Source organism: Streptomyces sp. NBC_01478, assembly GCF_036227225.1.
Lineage (GTDB): Bacteria > Actinomycetota > Actinomycetes > Streptomycetales > Streptomycetaceae > Streptomyces.
On the sequence record NZ_CP109444.1, the window covers coordinates 7,115,019 to 7,138,326 of the forward strand.

Genomic DNA, 23,308 nt, shown 5'->3' on the forward strand with positions numbered 1-23,308 from the left:
GTGGGTCAGGCGGGTCAGGGTCGGACGACCAGCTCCGCGAGGTGCAGCAAGGCGTTCGTCGTCGCCACCCGCAACTGGTCCAGCTCCCAGCGCGTCGTGCGCAGCGCGCTGTCGAAGGGCACGCGCACGATCCGGTTCGGGCGGATGCCCAGCCGCCGGACGAAGCCCGCGTGCTGGAGCCCCGTGCCGGTGGGGCTGCCGGCGGGCTGGGTGGTCACGAGGATCGCCTCGTTGGCCAAGTGGCCGCGGCCTCGCTCCCGTACCGCGCCGAGCATGCGCGCGGCCCCGTCGAGGAACCAGTCGGCGGTGCCGGAGCACAGGATCAGTTGGTCCGTGTGGTCCAGGACCACCTCCGCCGACCTGTCCAGGTTCTGCGGCGACCAGTCGGTGAGCACGAACGCGTAGTAGGGCGCGGTGTGTTCCAGCGCGCGCGAGTACTCCTGCGCGTGCAGGGGGTTCGGGCCGTAGCGGCCCGAGCGGTGGGCGACCACGTCGAGGCCGGACGCGAGCGGTGTGGCCAGCGCGCGCACGGCGTCGTAGGACGGGTGGGGCGGCAGGTCGGCGAGGTCGCGCACGGTGCCCGGGTTGCGGTCGCCGAGGAACTCGTCGAGCGCGCCCTCCGACGGGGCGCCGTCGAGGGCCAGTACGGGCTCGCCCCGCACCGTCGCGAGCAGGGAGCCCAGCGCGACCGTCGTCGTGGACCGCCCGCTGTGGTGATAGGCACCGAGCAGGGTCAGCCGCCTGCTGTACGGCAGCGGAACCCGCAGCCGCTCCAGGCGCGCCGCCATCTCCCGGCGGCCCGAGCCGAAGCGGGGCAGCCGCAGAGGCGGCGGTCCGGCGCGGTCCCCGGCCGCCCGGGGCACGGTGAGCGGAACCGGGGCCGCCGGGCGTGTGCCCCCGCCGGTCCGTACGGCGGCGGTCTGCGGGCCGGGGGTCCGGTGCTGGGCGATGTAGCGGGCCAGCAGGTCGGCGATCTCGCTCGCCGTCGGCCGCTGTCCGGGATCGGCGTCGAGGCAGCGCAGCACCAGTTTCCGCAGGGACTCCCAGGTGCCGCCCTGCCACAGATGCATGCCTTCGGACAGGCCCGCCAGGCGCAACCCGGCCTTGGTGCTGATGAGTTGGAGCAGTCCGCCCAGCGAGCGGATGTTGTCCGCCGCCGTCGGGGCCGGGCCGGGGCCCAGATGACGTCCGTCGACGGCGCAGTCCGAGAGCCCGCCGAGGACCACGGTGCGGCGCAGCACGTAGACGCCGTCGGCGTTGAGATCCGCCAGGACCAGACCCGAGGCGTGGCACAGGGCGAGCGCGCTGGCCAGGTGATAGGCGACGAGGAGCCCGCGCAGCGTGTCGAAGGGGGCGGACCGCGACCGGATCGCCTCGTTGACGAAGTCGACGAGCTGCGGCGGCCGGGCGAGCGGCGCCTCGCTGTCCGAGATCAGCGCCATCGCGATCCACGGCGGGGAGTCCTCGAACCCGGTGCCGAGCAGCGCGGGCGCGTACGGCCCCTGGAGCCGGGCCAGCGCCTCCGCCTCCACCTCCAGCAAGCGGGAGTTGGTGGCGGGCAGGTCCGGCCGCGGCACCCGCAGCACGGCTTCCGCGCCGTCCGTGGTGACGGCCCGGTAGAGCACCGTACGGCGGCCCCGGCGTCGTCCGCGCAGTTCGTACGGGCCGAGCCGGACGGGGTCCTCGGTGGTCAGCGGCCCCCAGTCGTCGGCCGGCCCGGCGTCGACGAGCCGCTCCTGCAGAGCCGGCGGTATCTGGGACGTGCGGTCGAAGGACACTCCGAACCGCGCGAGCAGCCGGCGTTCCACACTCGTGAACGGCTGGTGCGAGGTGGGCAGTTGGGCCGAGCCGTCCGGGTGGGCCAGCCAGGCGGGGAAGTCCGGGGAATTTCCGGCCAGTTCACTCAGGCGGTGGCCGATCAGCCGCCCGGTGCGCAGGAGTTCGGCCTGCGGCACCGCGTCCAGCAGCACCGCCTTGGACTCCTCCGAGAAGTCGAACACGCGGTGCTTGGCGGGCAGCGGACCCGGTACCGGTGCCGGATGCGGGCGGACCAGACCGCCGAGGAACACCTCCGCCAGATGCGAGGGCCGCGCCGCCAGCACCTCCCGCTGCACCAGCCGCATCACCGGCACCGACAGCGGGGACACGGCCGCGAGATGGGCGGCGAGCCGGTACGCCTCCGGAGTGGCCGCGTCCCGGAAGTGCTGGGCGCTGCCCACATCGCGCGAGGCGGCGACGGCGCCCTGCCGGCCGGGGCGGGTCAGCAGCGGCAGTTCCGCGGAGGTGCCGGGGGACGCGAGCAGATGCGCCCAGGCCCGCAGCGACACCGCCGTCGGCTCCAGCACCGCCACCGGCAGGCCGTCGAACGCGCCCAGGCCCGGCGGCAGTACCGGGTCGGAGATCTCCCAGGACGTGTTGGCGCCGCCGATCCGCCGGGTGGTGATCTGCCAGTGCTCGGCGGCGATGCCGGACGCCTCCCACATCTCGGGCGGCAGGGTGTGCAGCACCGCGACCGGACCGTGCGCCGCCCGCGCGGCGAGCAGGGCGTGCATCGGGCCGGCCCGCCAGGCGGCGCCCATGCCGTCGCTGACGACGAGGAGGAGGGTGCGGCCCGAGGGATCGTTGACGGTGCTCAGCGGCAGCTCGGGGCTGTCGGGCCGGAACGGGCCCGCGTGCAGACGCGGCCGGCGTCCGCGCGTGTCGAGGCCGAGGACCCGGGTGGAGGCGAACGCGCCCAGGCGTTCCAGCAGGACCCTCAGCTCGGCGCCGAGCCGGTGCCACAGCAGCATGGACAGGCCGTCGTCGACGAGCAGCACCAGATGCAGCCAGCGCTCCCGCACCGGGCGCTGCACCACGTCGGGCAGCCCGGTCTCGGCGAACTGGGTGGCGGTGCGCTCCTCGTCGATCTCCAGGCGGTGCCGGCTGTCCAGACGGCGCCTGAGCGGACGTAGCGCCCGGCTGACGGCCAGTTCGTCGCCGAGCGCCTTGCCCTCGGGCACCCGGACCGGCATGGCCCTGCGCGGTTCCGGTCCGGCCGGCCCGGACCGCGGGGCCGGGGTCTGGCGGGCGGCCGCGTACAGGGTCGGCGGGATGAGGTCCGGCAGGTCCGGGTCGTCGGGGTCGGGCGGCTGCCCGTCGGCGGGCAGGTCCGGCGCGGGGGCGGGCGGCGGGGCGGGGTGCCGGTCGGCGGACGGTTCGGGGCGCAGCGGCGCGTCCTCGCCCACGGGCAGCCTGCGGGCCAGCCACAGCACGTCGAGGATCTGGTCGGCGTCCAGGTCGTGGCCGCAGGCCGCCAGGACCCGCAGCGCCTCGCCGAACCGCTCCTCGCCGCCCGCCACGGTCACATCGCCCCGGTCAACTGGTGCAGTACGGCGTCGAGCAGCCCCTCCGCGTTCAGGTCGACGCCGCCGGTGCGCAGGAACACCGCGTTGAGCAGTTGGTCGGTGGCGAGTTCGCCCGGGGCACGGCGGCGCAGGAACGCGTCGATCAGGTCGTCCGCCGCGCGCAGCGCCTCCTCTCCCAGGTGCGCCTCGACGATGGCCCGCAGCCGCTCCTTGTCCGGCACCGGCAACTGGAGCCGGATGCAGCGGCGCAGGAACGCGGGCGGGAAGTCCCGCTCGCCGTTGCTGGTGATGACGACGACCGGGAACTCCGCGCACTGGACGAGCCCTTGGTGCACCTGGACGGTGCCCCCGTGGTCGTAGGTCTGCACCTCGACGTCGGCCATGTCCTCGGGCAGCCGGGTCAGTTCCGGGATGTCGAAGACGCCGTCCTCGAAGACGGTGAGCAGGTCGTTGGGCAGGTCGACGTCGCCCTTGTCCATCTCGTCGACGAGCAGACAGCGCGGGGTGGCCGACGGCACCAGCGCGGTGCCGAGCGGGCCGAGCCGGACGAACGTGCCGATGGACGGCTCCCGTTCGCCCGCGTCCCGGCTGAGCGTCGTCTCGCGCAGCCTGCCGATCGCGTCGTACTGGTAGAGGGCGTCCTTGACGGTGGAGCGGCTGTTGACCGGCCAGCGCAGCAGCTCGCCCAGCCGCAGCTCGTGCGCGACGGCGCGGGCCAGCGACGACTTGCCGGTGCCGGCCGGTCCGGTGACCAGCAGCGGACGGCGCAGGTGCAGCGCGGCGTTGACGACGTCCGCGTGCTGCCGCTCGATGAGGTACGGCAGTTCGGGGCGCAGCGCCGGCACCGGTGTGAAGCGGCGCCACGGCGGGGCGGACGGCAGCGCGACGGCCCTGGGGACGCCGTCGCCGCGGAAGAGGCGCCAGTCCGCCTCGGGGGCCGATGTCATGCGCTCTCCTGTGGTTCGGTCAGTTGGAGCCGGGGCACGGTGCGGTCGGCGTCGGCCCAGGCGAGGACCGGCCGGCCGGGGAACTCGGGCCGGTTGGCCAGGGCGTCCGCGCGGTAACTGCGCACCCCGTCGGGCAGTTCCCGGGTGGCGACCTCCGCCATGTGCTTGACGGCGTGCGACCGCCCGTCCGCACTGCGGTCCCACACCACCACGGGTATGCCCAGGACGAGACACGTCTGCACGATCCGGTCCCGTGCCGGACCCGGGGTCACGTCCACGGAGACGCGGACCGTGTCGAGTTGGTTGAGCAGCGTCGGATAGAGCGAGTCCGGGTCGGTGGACTCGTCGACCAGGAACGTCCGCCCCGAGTCGAGCCGGCTCCACCGGGTGCGCCAGTGGGGCAGGAACCGCCCGTGCCGGCGCAGGAGTTCGGGGCAGTGCACGACCAGCGGGAACTCCACGCCGAGCACACCGGGCACGAGTTCGCCCGGCACCCGTGCCTTCCACTCGTCGACCGGCAGATCGAGACTCTTGCGGTCCACGAGCACCTCGACCAGCGGCGGCCGGGCGTCCTTGGCGTCGGAGGTGAGGGAGGTGACGACCCGCAGCACCTCCCTGGCCGCCTCCGGCGCCGAGTACGATCCGACGCTCTCGGCCGACACCCGCCTCGGCCCGGAGCCCTCGTCGCACCAGATGCCCAGCCTGTGGCGGCCGCGCTCGGCCCGGGTCACCTCCACCAGGACCCGCCCGCGCGTGGCCCGGTCCGGTACCGAGCGGGCCCACACCTTGGCGTCCCAGCGCCGCTCGTCCAGGGCGGCCTGCGCGACGCCCAGCCGCGAGGTCACCCCGTTCGCCCACAGGCGCAGTTCCGACTGCTGGGGCTCCACAGAGAGCGCGGCGACGTACTCCATGACCCGCAGCAGCGCCGGCACCCTGGCCTCCCCGCCGGTGGAGCGGCCGTCGCCGGGGTGTGCCTCCAACTGGTCTAGCAGCGCGTCGAGATCCTCGCCGTCCGGGAAGACCGCGAGATGCGGCAGCGCGGCCCGCACCGCCTCGGCCAGCCGTCCGAGCACGGCGGGGTCCAACAGCCGCAACCGCTCGCGCAGTTCGACGTACTCCTGCGGGGTCAGCAGCTTGGCGGAGCGGACCAGACCGGCCACGGCCAGCACGCGCCGGGAGGCGCCGCCGGGTTCACGGCGCAGCACCGCGGCGAGCGCGGCCAGGGCCCGTGGATGCGCGAGCAGGAAGGAGGCGAACTCCTCGGGCGTGGGCGGCGTGACGTCGCTGCCGTACCGGACACCGCACGCGCGGGCCAGCCGACGGCCGAACTCGACGCGTGTGTTCCCCGAGGGCAGCAGGTCCGCGACGAGGTCCGCCAGCACCCCGAACGCCGGGTCCTCGGGGTCCACGGGCTCGGGCGACAGCGCGTCCAGGGCGCCCAGCGGGCGCAGTTCGGCCTCGACGCGCTGCCAGGGGATGGCCCAACTGCGCCGGGTCATGTCCTGGGGGCTGTGCGGCAGCCGGGCTCCGGAGTCGGGGTCCCGGCCCGGCAGGAAGGCGGCGGCCACGAGGCCGACCACGGCGCGGTGGGAAGGGGACCAGAGGGGGCCGCCGCTGTAGCCGGGGCCGACGGCCATGCCGGTGGGCGCTCCGTCGAGGTAGCCGACGGGGCCGGCGAGCAGGGTGACGGTGAGGTCGGCGTACGTGGCGTCGGCGCCGCTGCCGTGCCACGCCCGCACCTTCTGGTCCCGCGTCATCGCGGTCCTGCGCGGTGGTGCGGGCATGTCGCTCGCCACCGCTTCGAGCCGCAGCACCGCCAGGTCGCCGAGCCAGGTGACGGCTCCGGCGAGCACCTTCCCGCCGTTCTCGGAGCGTGGCGGAATCCAGTGCTCGATCTGCGCGTAGTGGCGGTTGAAGCCGAGCGTCCCGTGTACCTCGACGGGGATCGCGTCCCGGTCCGGAGCACGCGACTCGAACAGGGAGCGCCCCAGCGAGTCGTTGACGACATGGGCGCAGGTGAGCACGGTGTCGGGGCCGATGACCAGGCCCGCTCCCGCGATCGTGCCGTCGTCGGTCCGCCGCACGGTCACGACGTGGTGGGAGTTGACGGCGTGCAGGGCCGTCCCGGCCAGCAGGAACCAGCCCATGCTCACCCCGCGCCCGGTGCCGTCGTGCCTCCGTCGGCCCGGGGTGGCTGCCATGTCGCGGTGACCGTGAGATGCGCCTGTCCGCCGCCGCTCACGATCCCGAACTTCAGGTCGTGCCCGACCTGTACGCCGAACGTCACGCTCATCTCGCTCGGCGGCTCCGGTACGGCGTTGACGGTGCCGTGCACCTCCTGGAGCAGGACGCCGAGCGGGGCCAGGGCACTGCGCAGGGCACCGGTCGCGAAGTCCGCGACGCCGCGCCGCCCGGCGGCCACGGGCACCGCCGTCCCCATCCCCGCGGGGAGATCGTCGTCCCGTTCGGAGGCCGCGCCGGGCGGCGCGGGAGAGAGCAGGAACCGTACGGGCGTACCGTCGTCGAACTCGGACTGCATCGCGGTGACCACGTCAACATTGTGGACCAACCCGCCTCATTAGACAGCGAGTTCACAGCTCCTGATCGCCGCCTCCGGCTGTTTCGCCGTCACAGGTCTGCACGGACCCTGTCCCGGTTTGCGACGAAACATGATCGTTCCTCTTTTCGCCACTACCGTCACGAGCAGTACAGGGTGGTGCGATTCGGGGGTTTCGTGATGAGCGACTGGGACGGCTTCGGGACCGGGCGCGGGCCGAGCGAGGAGAGAGGGCAGGCGGCCTGGTCGGTGTGGTCGACGGCGGAGACCCAGACCTCGCTGACCCCGCCCCCGTGGGTGTCGCCACCGACGCCCGTCCCTGCTCCGGCGCCAGCCCCGACTCCCGCGCCCGCACCCGGCCGCCGGGCCTGGCGGGTGGTCCTCGGGGTCGTCGTCGCGGTCGTGCTGGGCGCGGGTGCCGGCGGCGGCTTCTGGTACGTCACGCACGAGCGCGCCGCCCGGGACCATGTGGCCGGGAGCGGGAGCACCGGCGGGAGTGGGAGCGGGAGTACGACCGGGCCCGGATCGTCGTACCGCACCGCCCAGGACCCCACCGGCTACACCCTCGACATCCCCCGTGGCTGGACCCGCGCCCAACGGCAGGGCGCGAAGGCCCCGGTGGTCTCCTACGACTCCCCGGACGGAACCCGGCGACTGCAGATCTTCCGCGTCTCCGAGAACTCCCCGGCCGAGTCCCTCGACCTCGCCGAGAACGACCCCGGCTACGGATTCGCCCGGCAGCCCGGATACCGCGTCCTCGGCCGCGCCTCCGGTCCCACCTGGGCCGAACTCACCTACCGCTACGACGACTTGGGCCATGGCGGTCGTCGGGTGATCGACCACCGCTTCCAGGCGGCGGACGGCTCGCTCTACGCGATCCGGTCCAGCGGTCCCGAGTCCCTCGACCCCGCGCTGGTCCGTACGCCGCTCACCACCGCGATCGGTTCCTTCTGCCCGACGGGGGCGAACTGCGGGTAGACGGGAGGGGGTTCTACTCCAGGCGGTCAACTCCAGGGGGTCTACTCCAACCCCCGCTTCCCCGGCGCCCAGAACGGCTTCGTGAGGACGGAGCGCCGGTCCCAGCCCAACTCCCGTACGAGCACCTGCCGGACGGCCTGTACGGTACGGGCCTCCCCGGCGACGTAGGCGACACCGCCCGGCTCGGGGGCGAGGTCCTGTACGGCCGCCGGGAGTGAAGTCCCGCCCCTGGTCAGCCAGTTGAGGCGGTCGGAGTGGGCCAGCGGCAGCCGGTCCCGGTCCGACTCCGTCTCCACGGCACCGGAGACGCGCGCCCCCTCGGGCAGCGCGGCCAGCATCGCCCCGAAGGCGACGGAGGCCGTCTCCTCGCCGACGAAGACATGGTGGGCGGCGTCAGGACGCAGGGTGAAGGTGCCCTCGGGCCTGCGCAGACGCACCTGCTCGCCGACGCCGACGCTCTTGCCCCAACGGGCCCCGGGTCCCCCCTCGGAGTGGTCCAGCACGCACAACTCGACGGCGCCGGACGGGTCGTAGCGCCACACGGAGTACGTCCGCAGGGTCAGCCCGCCGACCAGGACGCGGACCTGCCGGCCGGGGCGGACGTCGAGCCCGGTGAGGGCGTCGCCCTCGATGCGCAGCCTGCGCATCCGGGCGGTGACGGGTTCGGTCGCGGTGACGGTGGCGCGGAGGGTCAGCAGGTCGAGGACGGGGTTCAGGAGGGCGGTGGGCACGGGGGCTCCTCAACTGGGTCGCGCGTGAGGGGAGTTGATGATCGGCCGCGACGGGATGGACGCGATAGTACGTGTTTCCCGTCGAACGCGATAGTGCGTGTGGTGGTGGTCCGGTCGCGGTGTCCGACGATCACGAGTGCGGTGGCCGCGAGGGCGATCACCAAATCGTCTCGCGGCGCGGCAAGCCGCACGGTCCGGTCGACGAGCGGCTCGCCGAACTCGGCCTGAAACGCCGGGTGGTGGGCACCGGCGGCACCTTTCCCGCCTCGCTGTTCGTGCCGCGCGACACCGGCCTGATCGGCTACTGGACCGTGCCGCCGGCCTGTGTACGGGAGTTGCCGGGCGAGGAGGGTCGGCGGGCGCCGGCCAGCCGCTTCTCGAACCAGTGGGACGCGTAGACGTGGTCGACGTAGGCCGGGATCTCCGCGTACCCGCACGCCCGGTACATCGCCTGCGCCTCGGTGAGCGTCGCGTGCGTGTCCAGTCGTACGACGGTGAAGTGGTGCGCCACGGCCGCCTGTTCCAGCTCCGCGAGGATGCGGCGGGCCAGGCCCAGGCGGCGGGCCTCGGGGTGGACCCAGACGTGCCGGATCTCGCCCGCGCCGGGCTCCAGCGTCCGTAGCGCCCCGCACGCCACCGGCCGCCCCTCCTCGTACGCGACGAAGAACGCGCCCGCGTCCCTGGTGACCTCCTCGGGCCGTACGAGATCGGTCTTGTCGAAGCCCTCCGGGAAACGGGCGTCGATGTCGGCGGCGTAGGCGTCCAGGCAGGCGCGGGCGTCCTCGGTGGCTCCGTCCACCAGGGTGACCGTGATGCCGGCCAGCCGCAGGAGGCGTCGGGCGGTCGCCAACGCGTCGGTGAGCTCGGCGCGTTGGGGTGCGGTGAGGGTGGCGAGGAGACCGGCGGCGAGCGCGTCGGCACGGCGGTGCTGCTCCTCGACCTCGGCGCGGCCGGCCCGGGTCAGCTCGATCAGGCGCAGCCGGGTGTCGTGCGGGGGCACGGTCAGCCGGACCAGGCCCTGCGCCTCCAGGGACTTCGCCATCCGGCTGAGATAGCCCGCGTCCAGGGCGAGCCGGCCACGCAGTTCGCGCAGCGAGACACCGTCACCGATCTCGAAGAGCAGCCGGGCCTCGCCCAGGGGGCGGTCCTGGCCGAGGTAGTGGTCGTCGAGGGCGCCGATGCGGCGGGTGAAGTAGCGGTTGAAGCGGCGGAAGGCGGCGATGTCCTCCGGCGGTACCGGTTCCGTCGGGGTGTCCGTGGCTGGCTCCATAGTTCTTTGACTTTAGTCAAAGGAGTCGGAGGAGTCCATGGTGGTGCGGCTTGTCCGCCCCTGCTGTGCCTCTGTTCAGTGGGTTTCTTCGAGTTGTTCGGGCAGCAGGGCGATGGCGGCGTCGACGAACTCCCGGACCAGGCCGACGGCCCGCCCGGAGGGCCAGGCCACCGCGACATGGTTGGGGCCGAGGTCTTCGACCGGGATCGCCCTGATGTCGGGTCTGGTGTAGAAGTTCGCGGTGGACGCCGGGATCACGGCGATCCCTTGTCCGCCGGCGACGAGTTCGAGTTTCTCCTCGACACTGTGGATCGCCGGCGCCGGGCGGCGCTCACCGGTTCGCAGCTCCACCGCGATGTCGCGCCATTCGGGGACGGCGTCGGGGTTCTGAAGGAGGTGATCGGCCGCCAGGTCGGCGACCCGCACGGTCTCCTTGCCGGCGAGGCGATGGGACGAGGCCACCATGACGAGGCGCGGTTCGGTGTAGAGCGGCCTGATCTCCAGGCCTGCCGGGTCGATCGGCAACCGGACGATGCCGACATCCGCGCGGCCGTCGTGGAGCACCTCCACCTGGTCGTGCCAGCCGGTGCGCAACATCCGCACGTCCAGCCCGGGGTGGCGCTCGCGCAGCAGGCGGACGACGGCGGTCAACGTGATTCCCGGCATGAACCCGATCGTGAAGCGGGTGACGCTCTCGCCCGCGGCGCGTACCCGCCGCAGCAGTGCGTCCGCGCCCGCCAGCAGGGGCCCGGCGTCGTGGAGGAGTTGTTCGCCCGCCGGTGTGAGCACGGTGCTGCGGCGGTCGCGCGTGAACACGTCCACGCCCAGCTCGCTCTCGAGCATCCGGATCTGCCGGGAGAGCACGGGCTGGGTGATGTGCAGGCGCTCCGCGGCGCGTCCGAAGTGGAGCTCCTCGGCCACCGCGAGGAAGTAGCGAAGCTTGCGCAGATCGACGTCCATGCGGTTCCTCCGGGTGGTCAGCCGCGCGCGATGGTGGCGAGCGGGTCACCGTGCGCCGGTGCCCAGCCCAGCTCGCGGCGGGCCTTGGCCGAGGTGAGGCGCTGGTCCAGCGCGAACGCGTCCGCGACGGGCCCCATCTCGGCGCGGGCCTGCTCCAGTGTGATCGAGACCGTCTTGCCGTCGAGTCCGGCACCGCGCGCCGCCGCTTCGGCGACCTGCTTCATCGTCGGGTGGCCCTCGCCGACCCCGATGTAGACCGATCCCGCCTTCGCCGAGAGCGCGGCGACGTAGAGCGTGGCCATGTCGTCGATGTGCACCAGCCCCCACCGGTTGGCGCCGTCACCGATGTACGGGACAGCACGCCTCATTTTGCCTGGCGCGATGAAGAAATGCTCGATCAGCCGGTTGTCGCCTCCGTAGAGCAGCCCGGGTTGCACGATGACGGGGCGACCGCCTTCGGCGGCACGTGCCGAGACCGCGTCCTCGACCGACCTGCGCCATGCCACCACGCCGGGTGCGTTCCACGGCGCGGTCTCGTCCTGTACGCCGTCGGTGTCGCCGTAGACCCAGGTGCCGCCGGTGTGCACGTAGGTTCCGGCCCCGACGCCGTCCTGCATGGCCGTGGCCGCGGCGAGATCCATGTCCGCGGAGCTGGCCTGCGCGAGGTGGATCACCGCCTCGGCGCGTGCGGCCGCGTGGTTGAGCACGTCCAGGTCGGTGAGTCCACCGCGCACCTCGGCCGCCCCGGCGCCCGTCACGGCCTCTGCCGCCTGCTCGCTGCGCGCCAGCGCCTCCACGGTGTGGCCTCGTCGCACCAGTTCGGCGATCGTGGCCCGGCCGATGTAGCCGGATCCGCCCGTCAGGAAAATCCTCATGCCATTCCTCGCTGTCCATCAGGTTCGCTGTTGATCAGGTTCGACTCCACCGTGCGGCCTGATCGCCCGTCCCGTCCAAGACCTGTTTCGTGCTCTGTGATGCCCGCGGGGCATGACGCGCCCGTGAAGCGAGCTGAGCCGCGTTGATGCCCTGCGGGCATCGCAGGGGACGTAAAGGGTCTTGGACGGGGCGGCCCCGGCAGATCGACAGTGGACGTGCCGCGACGGCGGGCCGAGATCCCGGTTCCCGTCCGTCGCCGGCGTTCTGATCGACAAGCCGAGACCGAGACACAGCACCGGCTCCGCGCCGCGATCCGCACCGCGTGACGTCGATCACCCAAGCCCCCCACCCTGACGCGGCTTTTGTCCCCCTGTTCAGTGATCCGGCCCACTTTCAGCCATGGATCGTGCATGCATACGGACGTCCCCGGGCAGGCGCTCGCAGCCCCCGAGAGTGACAGTTGGGTGACACCGGGGCACTGAACAGGAACGGAAGGCGCAAGCGATCATGGCGGACAAGACGGAACAGTGGGCGGGGAAGACCATCCACGCGGGCGGGGAGTGGCTGGAAGCGGTCTCCGGCGCCACGCGCGAGATCATCGACCCCGCGGACGCGCTGCCGTTCGCCGTGGTCGCGGAGGGCGACGAGAAGGACACGGACATAGCCGTCGCCGCCGCCCGCGCCGCCTTCGACGGTGGTGATGGCGCCGACGGTGAGGGAATCGGCGGTGCGGGGGTCCGCGGTGAGGGGGTCTGGCCGCGCACGCCCGTCACCGAACGCGCCGCCCTCCTCCGCCGCGTCGCCGACCTCCTCGTCCGCGACCGCGAGCGGCTCGGCCTGCTGGAGAGCCGGGACGCGGGCAAGACCGTGGAAGAGGGCCGCGTCGACATCGACTGCGTCGCCGACGCCTTCCGCTACTTCGCCGACCTCGTCGCCGCCGAGGCCCCCGGCCGGGTCGTCGACGCGGGCACACCCGACGTCCACAGCGTCGTCGTGCACGAGCCCGTCGGCGTCTGCGCGCTGATCACCCCCTGGAACTACCCCCTCCTCCAGGCGAGTTGGAAGATCGCGCCCGCTCTCGCGGCCGGCAACACCTTCGTCGTCAAGCCCAGCGAGATCACCCCGCTGACGACGATCGCCCTCATCGACCTGCTCGTCGAGGCAGGGCTGCCGGCCGGTGTCGCCAACATCGTCACCGGGCCCGGTCACACGGTCGGCGCCCGGCTCGCCGAGCACCCCGACGTCGACCTCGTCTCCTTCACCGGCGGCCTCATCAGCGGCACGAAGGTCGCCCAGGCCGCCGCCGTGACCGTGAAGAAGGTCGCCCTCGAACTCGGCGGCAAGAACCCCAACGTCGTCTTCGCCGACGCCTGCGCCACCGAGGAGGGCTTCGACACCGCCGTCGACCAGGCCCTCAACGCCGCCTTCATCCACAGCGGCCAGGTCTGCTCCGCGGGCTCCCGGCTCATCGTCGAGGAGACCGTCCGGGAACGCTTCGTCGCCGAGCTCGCCCGCCGCGCCGAGCGGATCCGCCTCGGCCGCGGCACCGAGGACGGCGTCGAGTGCGGCCCGCTCGTCTCCGAACAGCAGCGCGCGAAGACCGAGTCGTACGTCGCCGCCGCACTCGCCGAGGGCGCGGTGCTGCGCTCCGGCGGCAAACGCCCCGAGCCCACCGCGACCCGCCCCGCCACCGGCTACTTCTACGAGCCGACCGTCCTCGACCAGTGCCACCGCGAGATGACCGTCGTACGCGAAGAGGTCTTCGGACCGGTCCTCACCGTCGAGACCTTCCGCACCGAGGACGAGGCCGTCGCGCTCGCCAACGACACCGAGTACGGCCTCGCCGGCGCCGTCTGGACCGCCGACGCGGGCCGCGCGCGACGCGTCGCCGGACGGCTGCGGCACGGCACCGTCTGGATCAACGACTTCCACCCCTACCTCCCGCAGGCGGAGTGGGGCGGCTTCGGAAAGAGCGGTGTGGGCCGGGAACTCGGCCCCGCCGGACTCGCCGAGTACCGCGAGGCCAAGCACGTCTACCAGAACCTGGCGCCGAGGCCGGTGCGCTGGTTCGCGGGCTGAGCCCCCACCTTCCTTCTTCGACTGGAGTGAGTACCCCCATGCCCGAGAACGAGCACATATACGACTATGTCGTCATCGGCGGCGGCACGGCAGGCTCCGTCATCGCCTCCCGCCTCACCGAGAACCCCGACGTCACCGTCGCCGTCATCGAGGGCGGCCCCAGCGACGTCGGCCGCGAGGACGTACTGACCCTGCGCCGCTGGACGGGCCTCCTCGGCGGCGAGCTGGACTACGACTACCCCACCACCGAGCAGCCGCGCGGCAACTCCCACATCCGGCACAGCCGTGCCCGCGTGCTCGGCGGCTGCTCCTCGCACAACACCCTCATCGCCTTCAAGCCACTGCCGTCCGACTGGGACGAGTGGGAGGCGGCCGGCGCGAAGGGCTGGGGCGCGATCTCGATGGAGGCGTACTACGCCCGCCTCCTCAACAACATCGTCCCCGTCGACGAGAAGGACCGGAACGCCATCGCCCGCGACTTCGTCGACGCGGCCCAGGAGGCGCTCGGCGTCCCGCGCGTCGAGGGCTTCAACAAGGCACCCTTCGCGGACGGCGTCGGCTTCTTCGACCTCGCCTACCACCCCGAGAACAACAAGCGGTCGAGCGCGTCCGTCGCGTATCTGCACCCGGTGATGGACGAGCGCCCCAACCTCCGTATCTTCCTTGAGACTTGGGCGTACAGGCTGGAGCTGGACGGCACCCGCGCCGAGGGCGTGCACGTCCGCACCGAGGACGGCGAGGAACTCCTCGTCCGGGCCCGCCGCGAGGTCGTCCTGTGCGCGGGCGCCGTCGACTCCCCGCGCCTGCTCCTGCACTCGGGCATCGGCCCCCGCGCGGACCTCGAAGCGCTCGGCATCCCCGTCGCGCTCGATCTGCCGGGCGTCGGCGAGAACCTCCTCGACCACCCCGAGTCGGTGATCGTCTGGGAGACGAACGGACCGATCCCGGAGAACTCCGCGATGGACTCCGACGCGGGCCTGTTCGTCCGCCGCGACCCCCAACTCCCGGGCCCCGACCTGATGTTCCACTTCTACCAGGTCCCCTTCACCGACAACCCCGAACGCCTCGGCTACGAACGCCCCGAGTTCGGCGTCTCCATGACCCCGAACATCCCCAAGCCGAAGAGCCGCGGCCGCCTGTACCTGGAGAGCGCCGACCCGGCCGTCAAACCCGCCCTGGACTTCCGCTACTTCACCGACGAGGACGACTACGACGGCCGCACCCTCGTCGACGGCATCCGCATCGCCCGCGAGATCGCGAGGACCGAGCCGTTGGCCGGCTGGTTGAAGCGGGAGGTGTGCCCCGGCCCGGAGATCCTCGGCGACGCGGAACTGAGCGAGTACGCCCGCAAGGCCGCCCACACCGTCTACCACCCGGCCGGCACCTGCCGCATGGGCGCCGGGACCGATGAACTGGCCGTGGTGGACCCCGAGTTGAGGGTTCGCGGCCTGGACGGCATCCGCATCGCCGACGCCTCCGTCTTCCCGACCATGCCCGCCGTGAACCCGATGATCGGGGTGCTCATGGTCGGCGAGCGGGCCGTCGACCTGATCGGGGGCGGTGCGTGATGAGTACCGCGACCAGTACCGCCGCCGTCACCGACAACCCCGTGTTCTCGGTGGACGGCCTCTGGAAGGTCTTCGGCCCCAAGTCCGAGCAGGTCCCCGCCGATCCCGAACTCACCGCCCTCGACGCCGCCGACCTGCGCACCCGCACCGGCTGCACCGCCGCCGTCCGCGACGTCTCCTTCGACGTGCGCAAGGGCGAGGTCTTCGTGGTGATGGGCCTCTCCGGCTCCGGCAAGTCCACCCTGGTCCGCTGCCTCACCCGCCTCATCGAACCCACGGCGGGCACCATCGCCATCGACGGCGAGGACGTCCGCGCCATGGACAAGTCCCGGCTGCGCGAACTGCGCCGCCACCGCGCCGCGATGGTCTTCCAGCACTTCGGCCTCCTCCCGCACCGCACGGTCCTCGACAACGTCGCCTACGGTCTGGAGATCCAGGGCATCGGCAAGGCCGAGCGCCGCCGCCGGGCCGCCGAGGTCGTCACCAAGGTCGGCCTGGAGGGCATGGAGCAGCGCCGCCCCGGCCAGCTCTCCGGCGGCCAGCGCCAACGCGTGGGCCTCGCCCGGGCGTTGGCGGTAGACCCCCAAGTCCTCCTCTTCGACGAGCCGTTCAGCGCACTCGACCCGCTGATCCGGCGCGACATGCAGGAGGAGGTCGTCCGGCTGCACCGCGAGGAGGGCCGCACGATGGTCTTCATCACCCACGACCTCAACGAGGCGCTGAAACTCGGCGACCGCATCGCCCTGATGCGCGACGGCCGCATCGTCCAACTCGGCACCCCCGAGGAGATCGTCGGCTCACCGGCCGACGACTACGTCCGCGAGTTCGTACGCGACGTACCGCGCGCGGACGTCATGACGGTCCGTACGGCCATGCGGCCCGGGGACTGCGGAGGTAGGGAGCACCCCGGTGCGCTCGCGGCCGACGCGGTCGTCGCCGAGGCGATCAAGGTCGTGTCCCGCAGTGGAAAGCCCGCCTGCGTCGTCGAGGACGGCCGCTGTCTCGGCGTGGTCGACCACGCCCGGCTGCTGGACGTCGTGGCAGGGGCGGAGCTCGCCGATACCGGCAAGGAGGCGGTCTGATGGCCACGGTCACCGCACCTGCTCCCCGCCTCGCCCTCCCCGGCGTCCTCCGGCACCGGGCCGCGCACAAACTCCTCCTGCTCGCGCTCGCTGCCGCGATCCTCGTGCCGCTCGCCGACGCGCACTGGTCCAGCGGGAGTTGGCCGCACGCGCTCACCGTCGACCTGTCCGGTCCGCTGGGCCGGGCCAACGACTGGATCATCGACAACCGCGACAGCTCCCCGCTGTTCCTCTACTTCTTCGGCTACATCAGCAACGCCGTCGTCCTCTCCGTACGCGCCGTCTACCTGGTACTGCTCGCCGCGGGCTGGGCGGGCGTCACCGCGTTCGGCGCCCTCGTCGCCTGGCGGGTCGCGGGCGTACGGCTCGCGATCGGCACCGGCGTCGCCTTCCTCGCCTGCGGACTGCTCGGCATGTGGGTACCGACCATGCAGACGCTCGCGCTGATGGTGGTCGCGGTGCTCACCTCGGTCGTCGTGGGCGCCCTGCTCGGCCTGGCCGGCGGCCTCTCCGCACGCGCCGACCGCGCGCTGCGCCCGGTCCTGGACACCATGCAGGTGCTCCCGGCCTTCGCCTACCTCCTCCCCGTCGTCCTCGTCTTCGGCATCGGCGTCCCCGCCGCCGTCCTCGCCACCGTCGTCTACGCCGCCCCGCCCATGGCCCGCCTCACCGCGCTCGGCCTGCGCGACGCCGACCCGGAGGTCCTGGAGGCCGTCGAGTCCCTCGGCGCCACCGGACGCCAACGCCTGCTGACCGCCCGGATCCCGCTGGCCCGCAAGCAGCTCCTCCTCGGCCTCAACCAGACGATCATGATGGCCCTGTCCATGGCGGTCATCGCCTCCGTGATCGGCGCCGGAGGCCTCGGCGACCGCGTCTACCAGGCCCTCGCCTCCGTGGACGTGGGCGCGGCCCTGGCCGCCGGCATCCCGATCGTGCTCCTGGCCGTCGTACTGGACCGGGTCACGGCGGCCGCGGGCGAGCAGGCCGAGGAGCCCTCGGGGGAGCAGGGCACCGGTCTCCGCCCCTGGCTGTACGCGCTCGGCGCCACCGTGGCCGTAGCAGTGGCCGTCCGTCTGGCCGGCGCCCTGGACTGGCCCTCCGGCTGGACCCTGGACATCGCCGAACCGGTGAACCGCGTCGTCGACTGGATGACCGCCCACCTCTACTCCGGCGTCCCCTACCTCGGCGGCACCGCCGACTGGGCCGGCCACTTCACCACCTGGGTCCTGGACCCCGTACGCGACGGCCTGCAGTGGCTGCCGTGGTGGTCGGTGCTGCTGATCGTCGCCGCCCTCGCCTGGGTGATCGGCACCTGGCGCACCGCGCTGACCGCCGTCCTCGCCATGGCCGCGATCGGTGTCCTCGGCGTGTGGGAGCCGTCCCTCGACACCCTGTCGCAGGTGCTCGCCGCCGTGGCCGTCACCCTCGTCCTCGGCTTCGCGACCGGCATCGCCGCCGCCCGCAGCGACCGCTTCGAACGCGCCCTGCGCCCCGTCCTCGACGTCTGCCAGACGATGCCGCAGTTCGTGTACCTGATCCCGGTCGTCGCGCTCTTCGGCGTAGGCCGCGCCCCCGCCGTCGCGGCGGCCGTCGTCTACGCCCTCCCCGCCGTCGTCCGCATCACCACCCAGGGCCTGCGCCAGGTCGACCCGGCCGCCCTGGAGTCGGCCCGCTCGCTCGGCGCGACCAGCACCCAGCAGTTGCGGCAGATCCAACTCCCGCTCGCCCGCCCGGCGTTGCTCCTCGCCGTCAACCAGGGCGTGGTCCTCGTCCTCGCCGTCGTCATCATCGGCGGCCTGGTCGGCGGTGGCGCGCTCGGCTACGACGCCGTGTTCGGCCTGGCCCAGGGCGACTTGGCGACCGGCCTGGTCGCGGGCGCCGCGATCGTCTGCCTCGGCCTGATGCTCGACCGGGTCACGCAACCGACGGAACGCCGCACCAAGAAGGGAGCGTGACATGCGAGTTCGTACGACCGCTGCCATGGCGTCGCTGGTGCTGCTCACCGGCTGCGGCGCCGCCGACATGACCAAGCAGGCCTCGCCCTTCGCCAACGCGCAGGGCGCCAAGGCCGTGACCCTCTCCGTCCAGTCCTGGGTGGGCGCGCAGGCCAACGTGGCTGTCGCGCAGTACCTGTTGGAGCACAAGCTCGGCTATCGCGTCGACACCGTCCAGGTCGACGAGGTCCCCGCGTGGGACGCGCTCAGCCAGGGCAGGGTCGACGCGATCCTGGAGGACTGGGGCCACCCCGACCAGGAGAAGCGCTACGTCGACGACAAGAAGACGATCACGCGCGCGGGCGGCCTCGGGGTGACCGGGCACATCGGCTGGTACGTCCCGACGTACCTCGTCAAGCAGCACCCGGACATCACCGACTGGAAGAACCTCGACAAGTACTCCTCGCTGTTCCGCACCGCCGAGAGCGGCAACAAGGGCCAGTTGATGGACGGTTCGCCCTCCTACGTCACCAACGACAAGGCGCTGGTGACGAACCTGAAGCTCGACTACCAAGTGGTGTTCGCCGGTTCGGAGGCCGCGCAGATCACCCAGATGAAACAGTTCGCCAAGGAGAAGAAGCCCTTCCTCACTTACTGGTACGCACCCCAGTGGCTGTTCAAGAAGGTGCCGATGACCGAGGTGAAACTCCCCGCCTACAAGGAGGGTTGCGACGCCGACGCGGCCAAGGTCGCCTGCGCCTACCCCCACACCCCGCTCCAGAAATACCTCAACACGGACTTCGCCAAGAAGGGCGGCAAGGCGGCCGCCTTCCTGAAGAAGTTCAGGTGGACGACCGAGGACCAGAACGAGGTCTCCCTGATGATCGCCGACCAGAAACTCTCCCCGGCCGACGCCGCGAAGAAGTGGGTGGACAACCACCCTTCCACCTGGAAGGCATGGCTGTCCTGACCCTGCTCAACACCCGCTCACCGCTTCAGCTCGCCGGCCATCCCCTGGAGCGCGAGTGCCGCCCAGCGCTGGAGCCCCGGCCCGAACGTGATGCGAGTTGCCCCGAGTTCACCGAGTTCGGTGGGCGAGGGGCCCTTGCCGTCCAGCCGCGCGAACACGTTGACCGGCCCCTGGATACCGGACCGCAGCAACGGCAGCACACCGGCCGGAGCCGCGATCGGATACACGCAGTCGGCCCCCGCGGCGACGTACAACGCGGCCCGCTCGATGGCCCGTTCGGGGTTCCCGTCACCGTGCAGGAAGGTGTCGACCCGCGCGTTCACGAACAACAGGTCCGCCGCCTCCGCCCGCACCTCGGCGAGCCAGTCCGCGTGGAGCCGTGGGTCCTTGAGGACACCCCCGTTGGAGTCCTCAAGGTTGCACCCCACGGCCCCCGCCTCCAGGAGCCGTTCCACCAGCTCCTTCGGCGCGAGCCCGTACCCGCCCTCGACGTCCGCCGACACGGGTACGTCCACGGCCCGCACGATCCGGGCGACCGCCGCGAACATCTCGTCCGCCGGCGTCGCCCCGTCCTCGTACCCCAGTGAGGCGGCGACCCCGGCACTGGGCGTGGCGAGCGCCGTGAACCCGGCCTCCACGAGCACCCGCGCACTGGCCGCGTCCCAGGGCCCGGGCAGCACCAGCGGATCATCGGGAAGCCGCCGCTGATGCAGACTCCGGAACAGCTCCACCTTGTTCACGGCCGACGCCCCCGCACCTCACGGTCCAACACCCGTGCGGGCGACGTCACTTGAGACGTCACTTGAACTGTCCCGCCTTGTAGTGACCCGGCACCATCCGCGTGCTCACCCCGAACCGGTTCCACGCGTTGATCACCGTGATCGCGGCGATCAACTGCGCCAGCTCGGCCTCCTCGAACTGCTCGGCCGCCCGCTCGAACACCTCGTCCGGCACGAAGCCGTCCGTGACCACGGTGACCGCCTCGGTCAGCTCGATCGCCGCCAGCTCCTTCTCGGTGTAGAAGTGCCGCGACTCCTCCCACGCCCCGAGCTGAATGATCCGCTCCACACTCTCGCCCGCCGCGAGCGCGTCCTTGGTGTGCATGTCGAGGCAGAACGCGCAGTGGTTGAGCTGCGAGGCGCGGATCTTCACCAGTTCCAGCAGCGTCGGGTCGAGCCCTTGCCGGGCGGCCGCGTCGAGGCGGACCATCGCCTTGTAGACCTCGGGGGCGTGCCGGGCCCAGTCCATGCGGGGGCTGTGTTCGGGGGCGTACGGAGCTTCCTGTGCTGTGGTCATGTCTCGACCCTAGAAGTCAGGCAGCCCAGGAGTATGGTCCATTTCCATGGCAAAATCTTGGGCCACTTTCGGGGTCGACCTGCACCTCGATCCAACCGGCACACAAACCGGCACCGGCACAGGCACAGGCGCCGGTGTCCGCCGCGGTCTCACGGACGCCCTGCGCGACGCCGTCCGCACCGGCCGCCTCGCCCCCGGCACTCGACTGCCCTCCTCCCGCTCCCTCGCCGCCGACCTGGGCGTCGCCCGCAACACCGTCGCCGACGCCTACGCCGACCTGGTCGCCGAGGGCTGGCTCACCGCCCGCCAGGGCTCCGGCACCCGCGTCGCCATGGGGGCACCTCCCACGCCCTTAAGGCAGTGGGGGAGCGCCGTCGTCCCGCCCACGGACACGACCCCGCCCCGCCGCCTCAGCAACCGCCCTACCTACGACCTGGTCCCCGGCACCCCCGACCTCGCCGCCTTCCCCCGCGCCGAGTGGCTCAAGGCCGCCCGCCGCGCCTTCACCTCCGCCCCGTGCCAGGCCCTCGGCTACGGCGACCCACGCGGCCGCGTCGAACTCCGCACCGCCCTCGCCACCTACCTCTCCCGCGCCCGAGGCGTCCGCGCCGACCCCGAACACATCCTGATCAGCGCGGGCATCTCCAACGGCCTGAGACTGATCGGCACGGCACTCCGGGCCCGCGGCGCCCACACGATCGCGGTGGAGTCCTACGGCCTCGCCGTGCACTGGCAGATCCTGGCCGAGGCCGGCCTGCGCACCCGCCCGCTCCCCTTCGACGAACTGGGCACGAACCAGGCCCAGTTGACGGACGAGTCGGCGGTCCTGCTCACCCCCGCCCACCAGTTCCCCATGGGCGTCCCCCTGCACCACGACCGCCGCTCCGCCGTGGTCGACTGGGCCCGGCGCACCGGAGGCCTGGTCCTCGAGGACGACTACGACGGCGAGTTCCGCTACGACCGCCAGCCGATCGGCGCCCTCCAGGGCCTAGACCCCAACCACGTCGTCTACCTCGGCACCGCCAGCAAGTCCCTCGCCCCCGGCCTCCGCCTGGCCTGGATGGTCCTGCCCCCCTCACTGATGGACGAGGTCACGAAGGCGAAGGGCGGCATCGACACCTGCGGCGTCCTGGACCAACTGACCCTCGCCGAGTTCATCACCTCCGGCGCCTACGACCGCCACGTCCGAGCCGCCCGCCTGCGTTACCGCCGCCGCCGGGACACCCTGGTCGACGCCCTCGCCCAGCACGCCCCCGACGTCCACGCCACCGGCATCGCGGCCGGCTTCCACGCCGTCCTCAGCCTCCCACCCGGCACCGAACAGTCCGTGGTCCAAGCCGCCGCCTGGCAGGGCCTGGCCCTCCACTCCCTCTCCTTCTACCGCCACGAACACGCCCTGCCCGACCCTTTGGACGCCCTGGTAGTGGGTTACGGCACACCGCCGGACCACGCGTGGACGGGGGCGGTGGAGGCACTGTGCCGGGTGCTGCCGTGAGGGGGCGCACTCTTCAACGCAGCGGGCACTGCTCAGCCTGTCCGGCACCTTTCCAACACGGGCAGGCAAAGTCAGGCCGGTCCGGCGCCTCTCCAACACAGGCCGCCAACACTCAGTCCGTCCGGTGCCTTTCCCACGCAGGCCGCCAACACCCAGCCGGTCCGGCGCCTTTTCCACGCAGGCCGCACATATTCAGCCTGTCCGGCGTTTGAGGACGAGGCCCGTTCAGGGCCGAAGGGGGGTCTGGGGGCGCAGCCCCCAGGGACGGTCACCCAGACTCACCCGCACCATCACCCGCTCCACCGCCGGAGGCCGGCGCCTCACCAAACCTGGCCAACGCCAACGCCCCCGCCACAGCCACCAGAAACCCCAACACCGCCAACCACTCCAGCCCGTCCCGCGTACGGTCCCCGAGCCACACCACCCCCACGACCGCCGGCCCGATCGTCTCCCCGATCACCAACCCCGCCGTCGCCGTCGTCACAGACCCCCGCTGCAGAGCCGTCGTCAGCAACAGAAACGCCGCACCCCCACCGACCAGCAGCGCATACGTCGCCGGGTTGCCGACCAACGCCGACGGCGAGAGCGAGTCGATCAACCGGACCGAGACCTCGACCACCCCGAACCCGAACCCCGCCCCCAGCCCCAGCGTCAACGCCCGCCCCCGCTCCGGCAGTCGCCCCCCGACGAGCCCGAGCAGCAGCACCGCCACCGCCGTCGCCAACATCGCCCACTTCAACGCCATGGACCCGTCCTGGTGCCCCTCCGCCCCGGACGCCAGCCCGAGCATCGCCAGCCCCGCGCACACCACACCGACGGCAGCCCACTCCGTCCCGCTGAGCCGAGTTCCCAGCAGCCGCGCGGCCACCACGGCCGTCACCGCGAGGCTCGACGCCAGCGCCGCGCCCACCGCGTAGATCGGCAGGGACCGCAGCGCCGCGATCTGGAACACGAACCCCAGACCGTCCAACCCCAGCCCCGCCAGATACCGCCACTGCCGCAGCGCCCGCAGCAACAGCGCCGCGTCCCCGCCCCCACCGGTCGTGGCCGCCCGCGTGGCGACCGCCTGCAACACCGTCGCCGTACCGAAGCAGACCGCCGCGCCGAGCGCGCACACCATTCCAAAGAGCACAAAGGGACTCTAGGGGAGGGGAGATCGCAACGGGCCTCCCCAGTGGGCCCTCTCACCCAACTCCAGGAACTCCGGCACTGCTTGGAGGA

Annotated in this window: 18 protein-coding genes and 1 pseudogene; 8 read left to right on the plus strand and 11 right to left on the minus strand. The window is 72.5% G+C overall.

The window, feature by feature from the left end:
• Positions 1 to 14: 14 nt before the first annotated feature.
• From OG223_RS32335 to OG223_RS32350, 4 genes are read right to left on the minus strand one after another with little or no spacing between them, the layout of a single operon-like run.
• Positions 15 to 3,344: an SAV_2336 N-terminal domain-related protein gene (locus OG223_RS32335; protein ID WP_329256139.1), complete on the minus strand. Its 3,330-nt coding sequence runs from the start codon at positions 3,342 to 3,344 to the stop codon at positions 15 to 17.
• Complete coding sequence (locus OG223_RS32340; RefSeq protein WP_329256141.1) at positions 3,341 to 4,291, minus strand: AAA family ATPase; 951 nt, start codon at positions 4,289 to 4,291, stop codon at positions 3,341 to 3,343. Before OG223_RS32340 ends, OG223_RS32335 begins: the two co-directional genes overlap by 4 nt.
• A complete protein-coding gene (locus tag OG223_RS32345) occupies positions 4,288 to 6,492 on the minus strand; it encodes a VMAP-C domain-containing protein (protein ID WP_329256143.1) in 2,205 nt (734 codons plus the stop codon). The genes OG223_RS32340 and OG223_RS32345 overlap by 4 nt, the downstream gene beginning before the upstream one ends.
• Positions 6,441 to 6,842: a CU044_2847 family protein gene (locus tag OG223_RS32350; RefSeq protein ID WP_329256145.1), complete on the minus strand. Its 402-nt coding sequence runs from the start codon at positions 6,840 to 6,842 to the stop codon at positions 6,441 to 6,443. Before OG223_RS32350 ends, OG223_RS32345 begins: the two co-directional genes overlap by 52 nt.
• A gap of 186 nt (positions 6,843 to 7,028) precedes the next feature.
• On the opposite strand from OG223_RS32350, the gene OG223_RS32355 reads away from it, so the two are divergent.
• A complete protein-coding gene (locus tag OG223_RS32355) occupies positions 7,029 to 7,826 on the plus strand; it encodes a hypothetical protein (RefSeq protein ID WP_329256147.1) in 798 nt (265 codons plus the stop codon).
• 41 nt (positions 7,827 to 7,867) lie between these two features.
• Here OG223_RS32355 and OG223_RS32360 read toward each other — a convergent pair whose 3' ends face one another.
• Positions 7,868 to 8,557, minus strand: coding sequence for a siderophore-interacting protein (locus tag OG223_RS32360; RefSeq protein WP_329256149.1), 690 nt, complete (start codon positions 8,555 to 8,557; stop codon positions 7,868 to 7,870).
• A 149-nt stretch (positions 8,558 to 8,706) separates the two neighbouring features.
• Here OG223_RS32360 and OG223_RS32365 point away from each other — a divergent pair.
• Positions 8,707 to 8,955, plus strand: a pseudogene (locus tag OG223_RS32365) (LysR family transcriptional regulator); the annotation flags it as partial.
• Here the strand turns inward: OG223_RS32365 and OG223_RS32370 are convergent.
• From OG223_RS32370 to OG223_RS32380, 3 genes are all read right to left on the minus strand, one after another.
• Positions 8,859 to 9,827 (minus strand): bifunctional helix-turn-helix transcriptional regulator/GNAT family N-acetyltransferase, encoded by a 969-nt coding sequence (locus tag OG223_RS32370; protein ID WP_329256151.1) that lies wholly within the window; start codon positions 9,825 to 9,827, stop codon positions 8,859 to 8,861. The pseudogene OG223_RS32365 and the gene OG223_RS32370 overlap by 97 nt on opposite strands.
• A gap of 75 nt (positions 9,828 to 9,902) precedes the next feature.
• The gene (locus OG223_RS32375) at positions 9,903 to 10,787 is read right to left on the minus strand and encodes a LysR family transcriptional regulator (protein WP_329256153.1); all 885 of its coding nucleotides are present in this window, start codon (positions 10,785 to 10,787) and stop codon (positions 9,903 to 9,905) included.
• Positions 10,788 to 10,804: 17 nt separating this feature from the next.
• Entirely contained in the window at positions 10,805 to 11,662 is an 858-nt protein-coding gene (locus OG223_RS32380; protein WP_329256155.1) for an NAD-dependent epimerase/dehydratase family protein, read from the minus strand.
• A 508-nt stretch (positions 11,663 to 12,170) separates the two neighbouring features.
• On the opposite strand from OG223_RS32380, the gene OG223_RS32385 reads away from it, so the two are divergent.
• The 5 genes from OG223_RS32385 to OG223_RS32405 are packed head-to-tail and all read left to right on the plus strand — an operon-like array spanning position 12,171 to position 19,296.
• The gene (locus tag OG223_RS32385) at positions 12,171 to 13,742 is read left to right on the plus strand and encodes an aldehyde dehydrogenase family protein (protein WP_329256157.1); all 1,572 of its coding nucleotides are present in this window, start codon (positions 12,171 to 12,173) and stop codon (positions 13,740 to 13,742) included.
• Positions 13,743 to 13,780: 38 nt separating this feature from the next.
• Positions 13,781 to 15,310: a GMC family oxidoreductase gene (locus OG223_RS32390; protein WP_329256159.1), complete on the plus strand. Its 1,530-nt coding sequence runs from the start codon at positions 13,781 to 13,783 to the stop codon at positions 15,308 to 15,310.
• Positions 15,310 to 16,392, plus strand: coding sequence for a quaternary amine ABC transporter ATP-binding protein (locus OG223_RS32395; RefSeq protein ID WP_329256161.1), 1,083 nt, complete (start codon positions 15,310 to 15,312; stop codon positions 16,390 to 16,392). Before OG223_RS32390 ends, OG223_RS32395 begins: the two co-directional genes overlap by 1 nt.
• Positions 16,392 to 18,347 (plus strand): ABC transporter permease, encoded by a 1,956-nt coding sequence (locus OG223_RS32400; protein ID WP_329256164.1) that lies wholly within the window; start codon positions 16,392 to 16,394, stop codon positions 18,345 to 18,347. The genes OG223_RS32395 and OG223_RS32400 overlap by 1 nt, the downstream gene beginning before the upstream one ends.
• 1 nt (position 18,348) lies before the next feature.
• Positions 18,349 to 19,296: an ABC transporter substrate-binding protein gene (locus tag OG223_RS32405; protein ID WP_329256166.1), complete on the plus strand. Its 948-nt coding sequence runs from the start codon at positions 18,349 to 18,351 to the stop codon at positions 19,294 to 19,296.
• Positions 19,297 to 19,313: 17 nt separating this feature from the next.
• On the opposite strand, the gene OG223_RS32410 is transcribed toward OG223_RS32405, so the two are convergent.
• The gene (locus tag OG223_RS32410) at positions 19,314 to 20,036 is read right to left on the minus strand and encodes an isocitrate lyase/PEP mutase family protein (RefSeq protein ID WP_329256168.1); all 723 of its coding nucleotides are present in this window, start codon (positions 20,034 to 20,036) and stop codon (positions 19,314 to 19,316) included.
• A gap of 58 nt (positions 20,037 to 20,094) precedes the next feature.
• Entirely contained in the window at positions 20,095 to 20,592 is a 498-nt protein-coding gene (locus OG223_RS32415) for a carboxymuconolactone decarboxylase family protein (protein WP_329256171.1), read from the minus strand.
• A 46-nt stretch (positions 20,593 to 20,638) separates the two neighbouring features.
• Here OG223_RS32415 and pdxR point away from each other — a divergent pair, with 46 nt between their 5' ends.
• The gene (gene pdxR, locus OG223_RS32420; protein WP_329256173.1) at positions 20,639 to 22,087 is read left to right on the plus strand and encodes a MocR-like pyridoxine biosynthesis transcription factor PdxR; all 1,449 of its coding nucleotides are present in this window, start codon (positions 20,639 to 20,641) and stop codon (positions 22,085 to 22,087) included.
• 268 nt (positions 22,088 to 22,355) lie between these two features.
• On the opposite strand, the gene OG223_RS32425 is transcribed toward pdxR, so the two are convergent.
• Positions 22,356 to 23,207 (minus strand): hypothetical protein, encoded by an 852-nt coding sequence (locus OG223_RS32425; protein ID WP_329265587.1) that lies wholly within the window; start codon positions 23,205 to 23,207, stop codon positions 22,356 to 22,358.
• Positions 23,208 to 23,308: the final 101 nt, after the last annotated feature.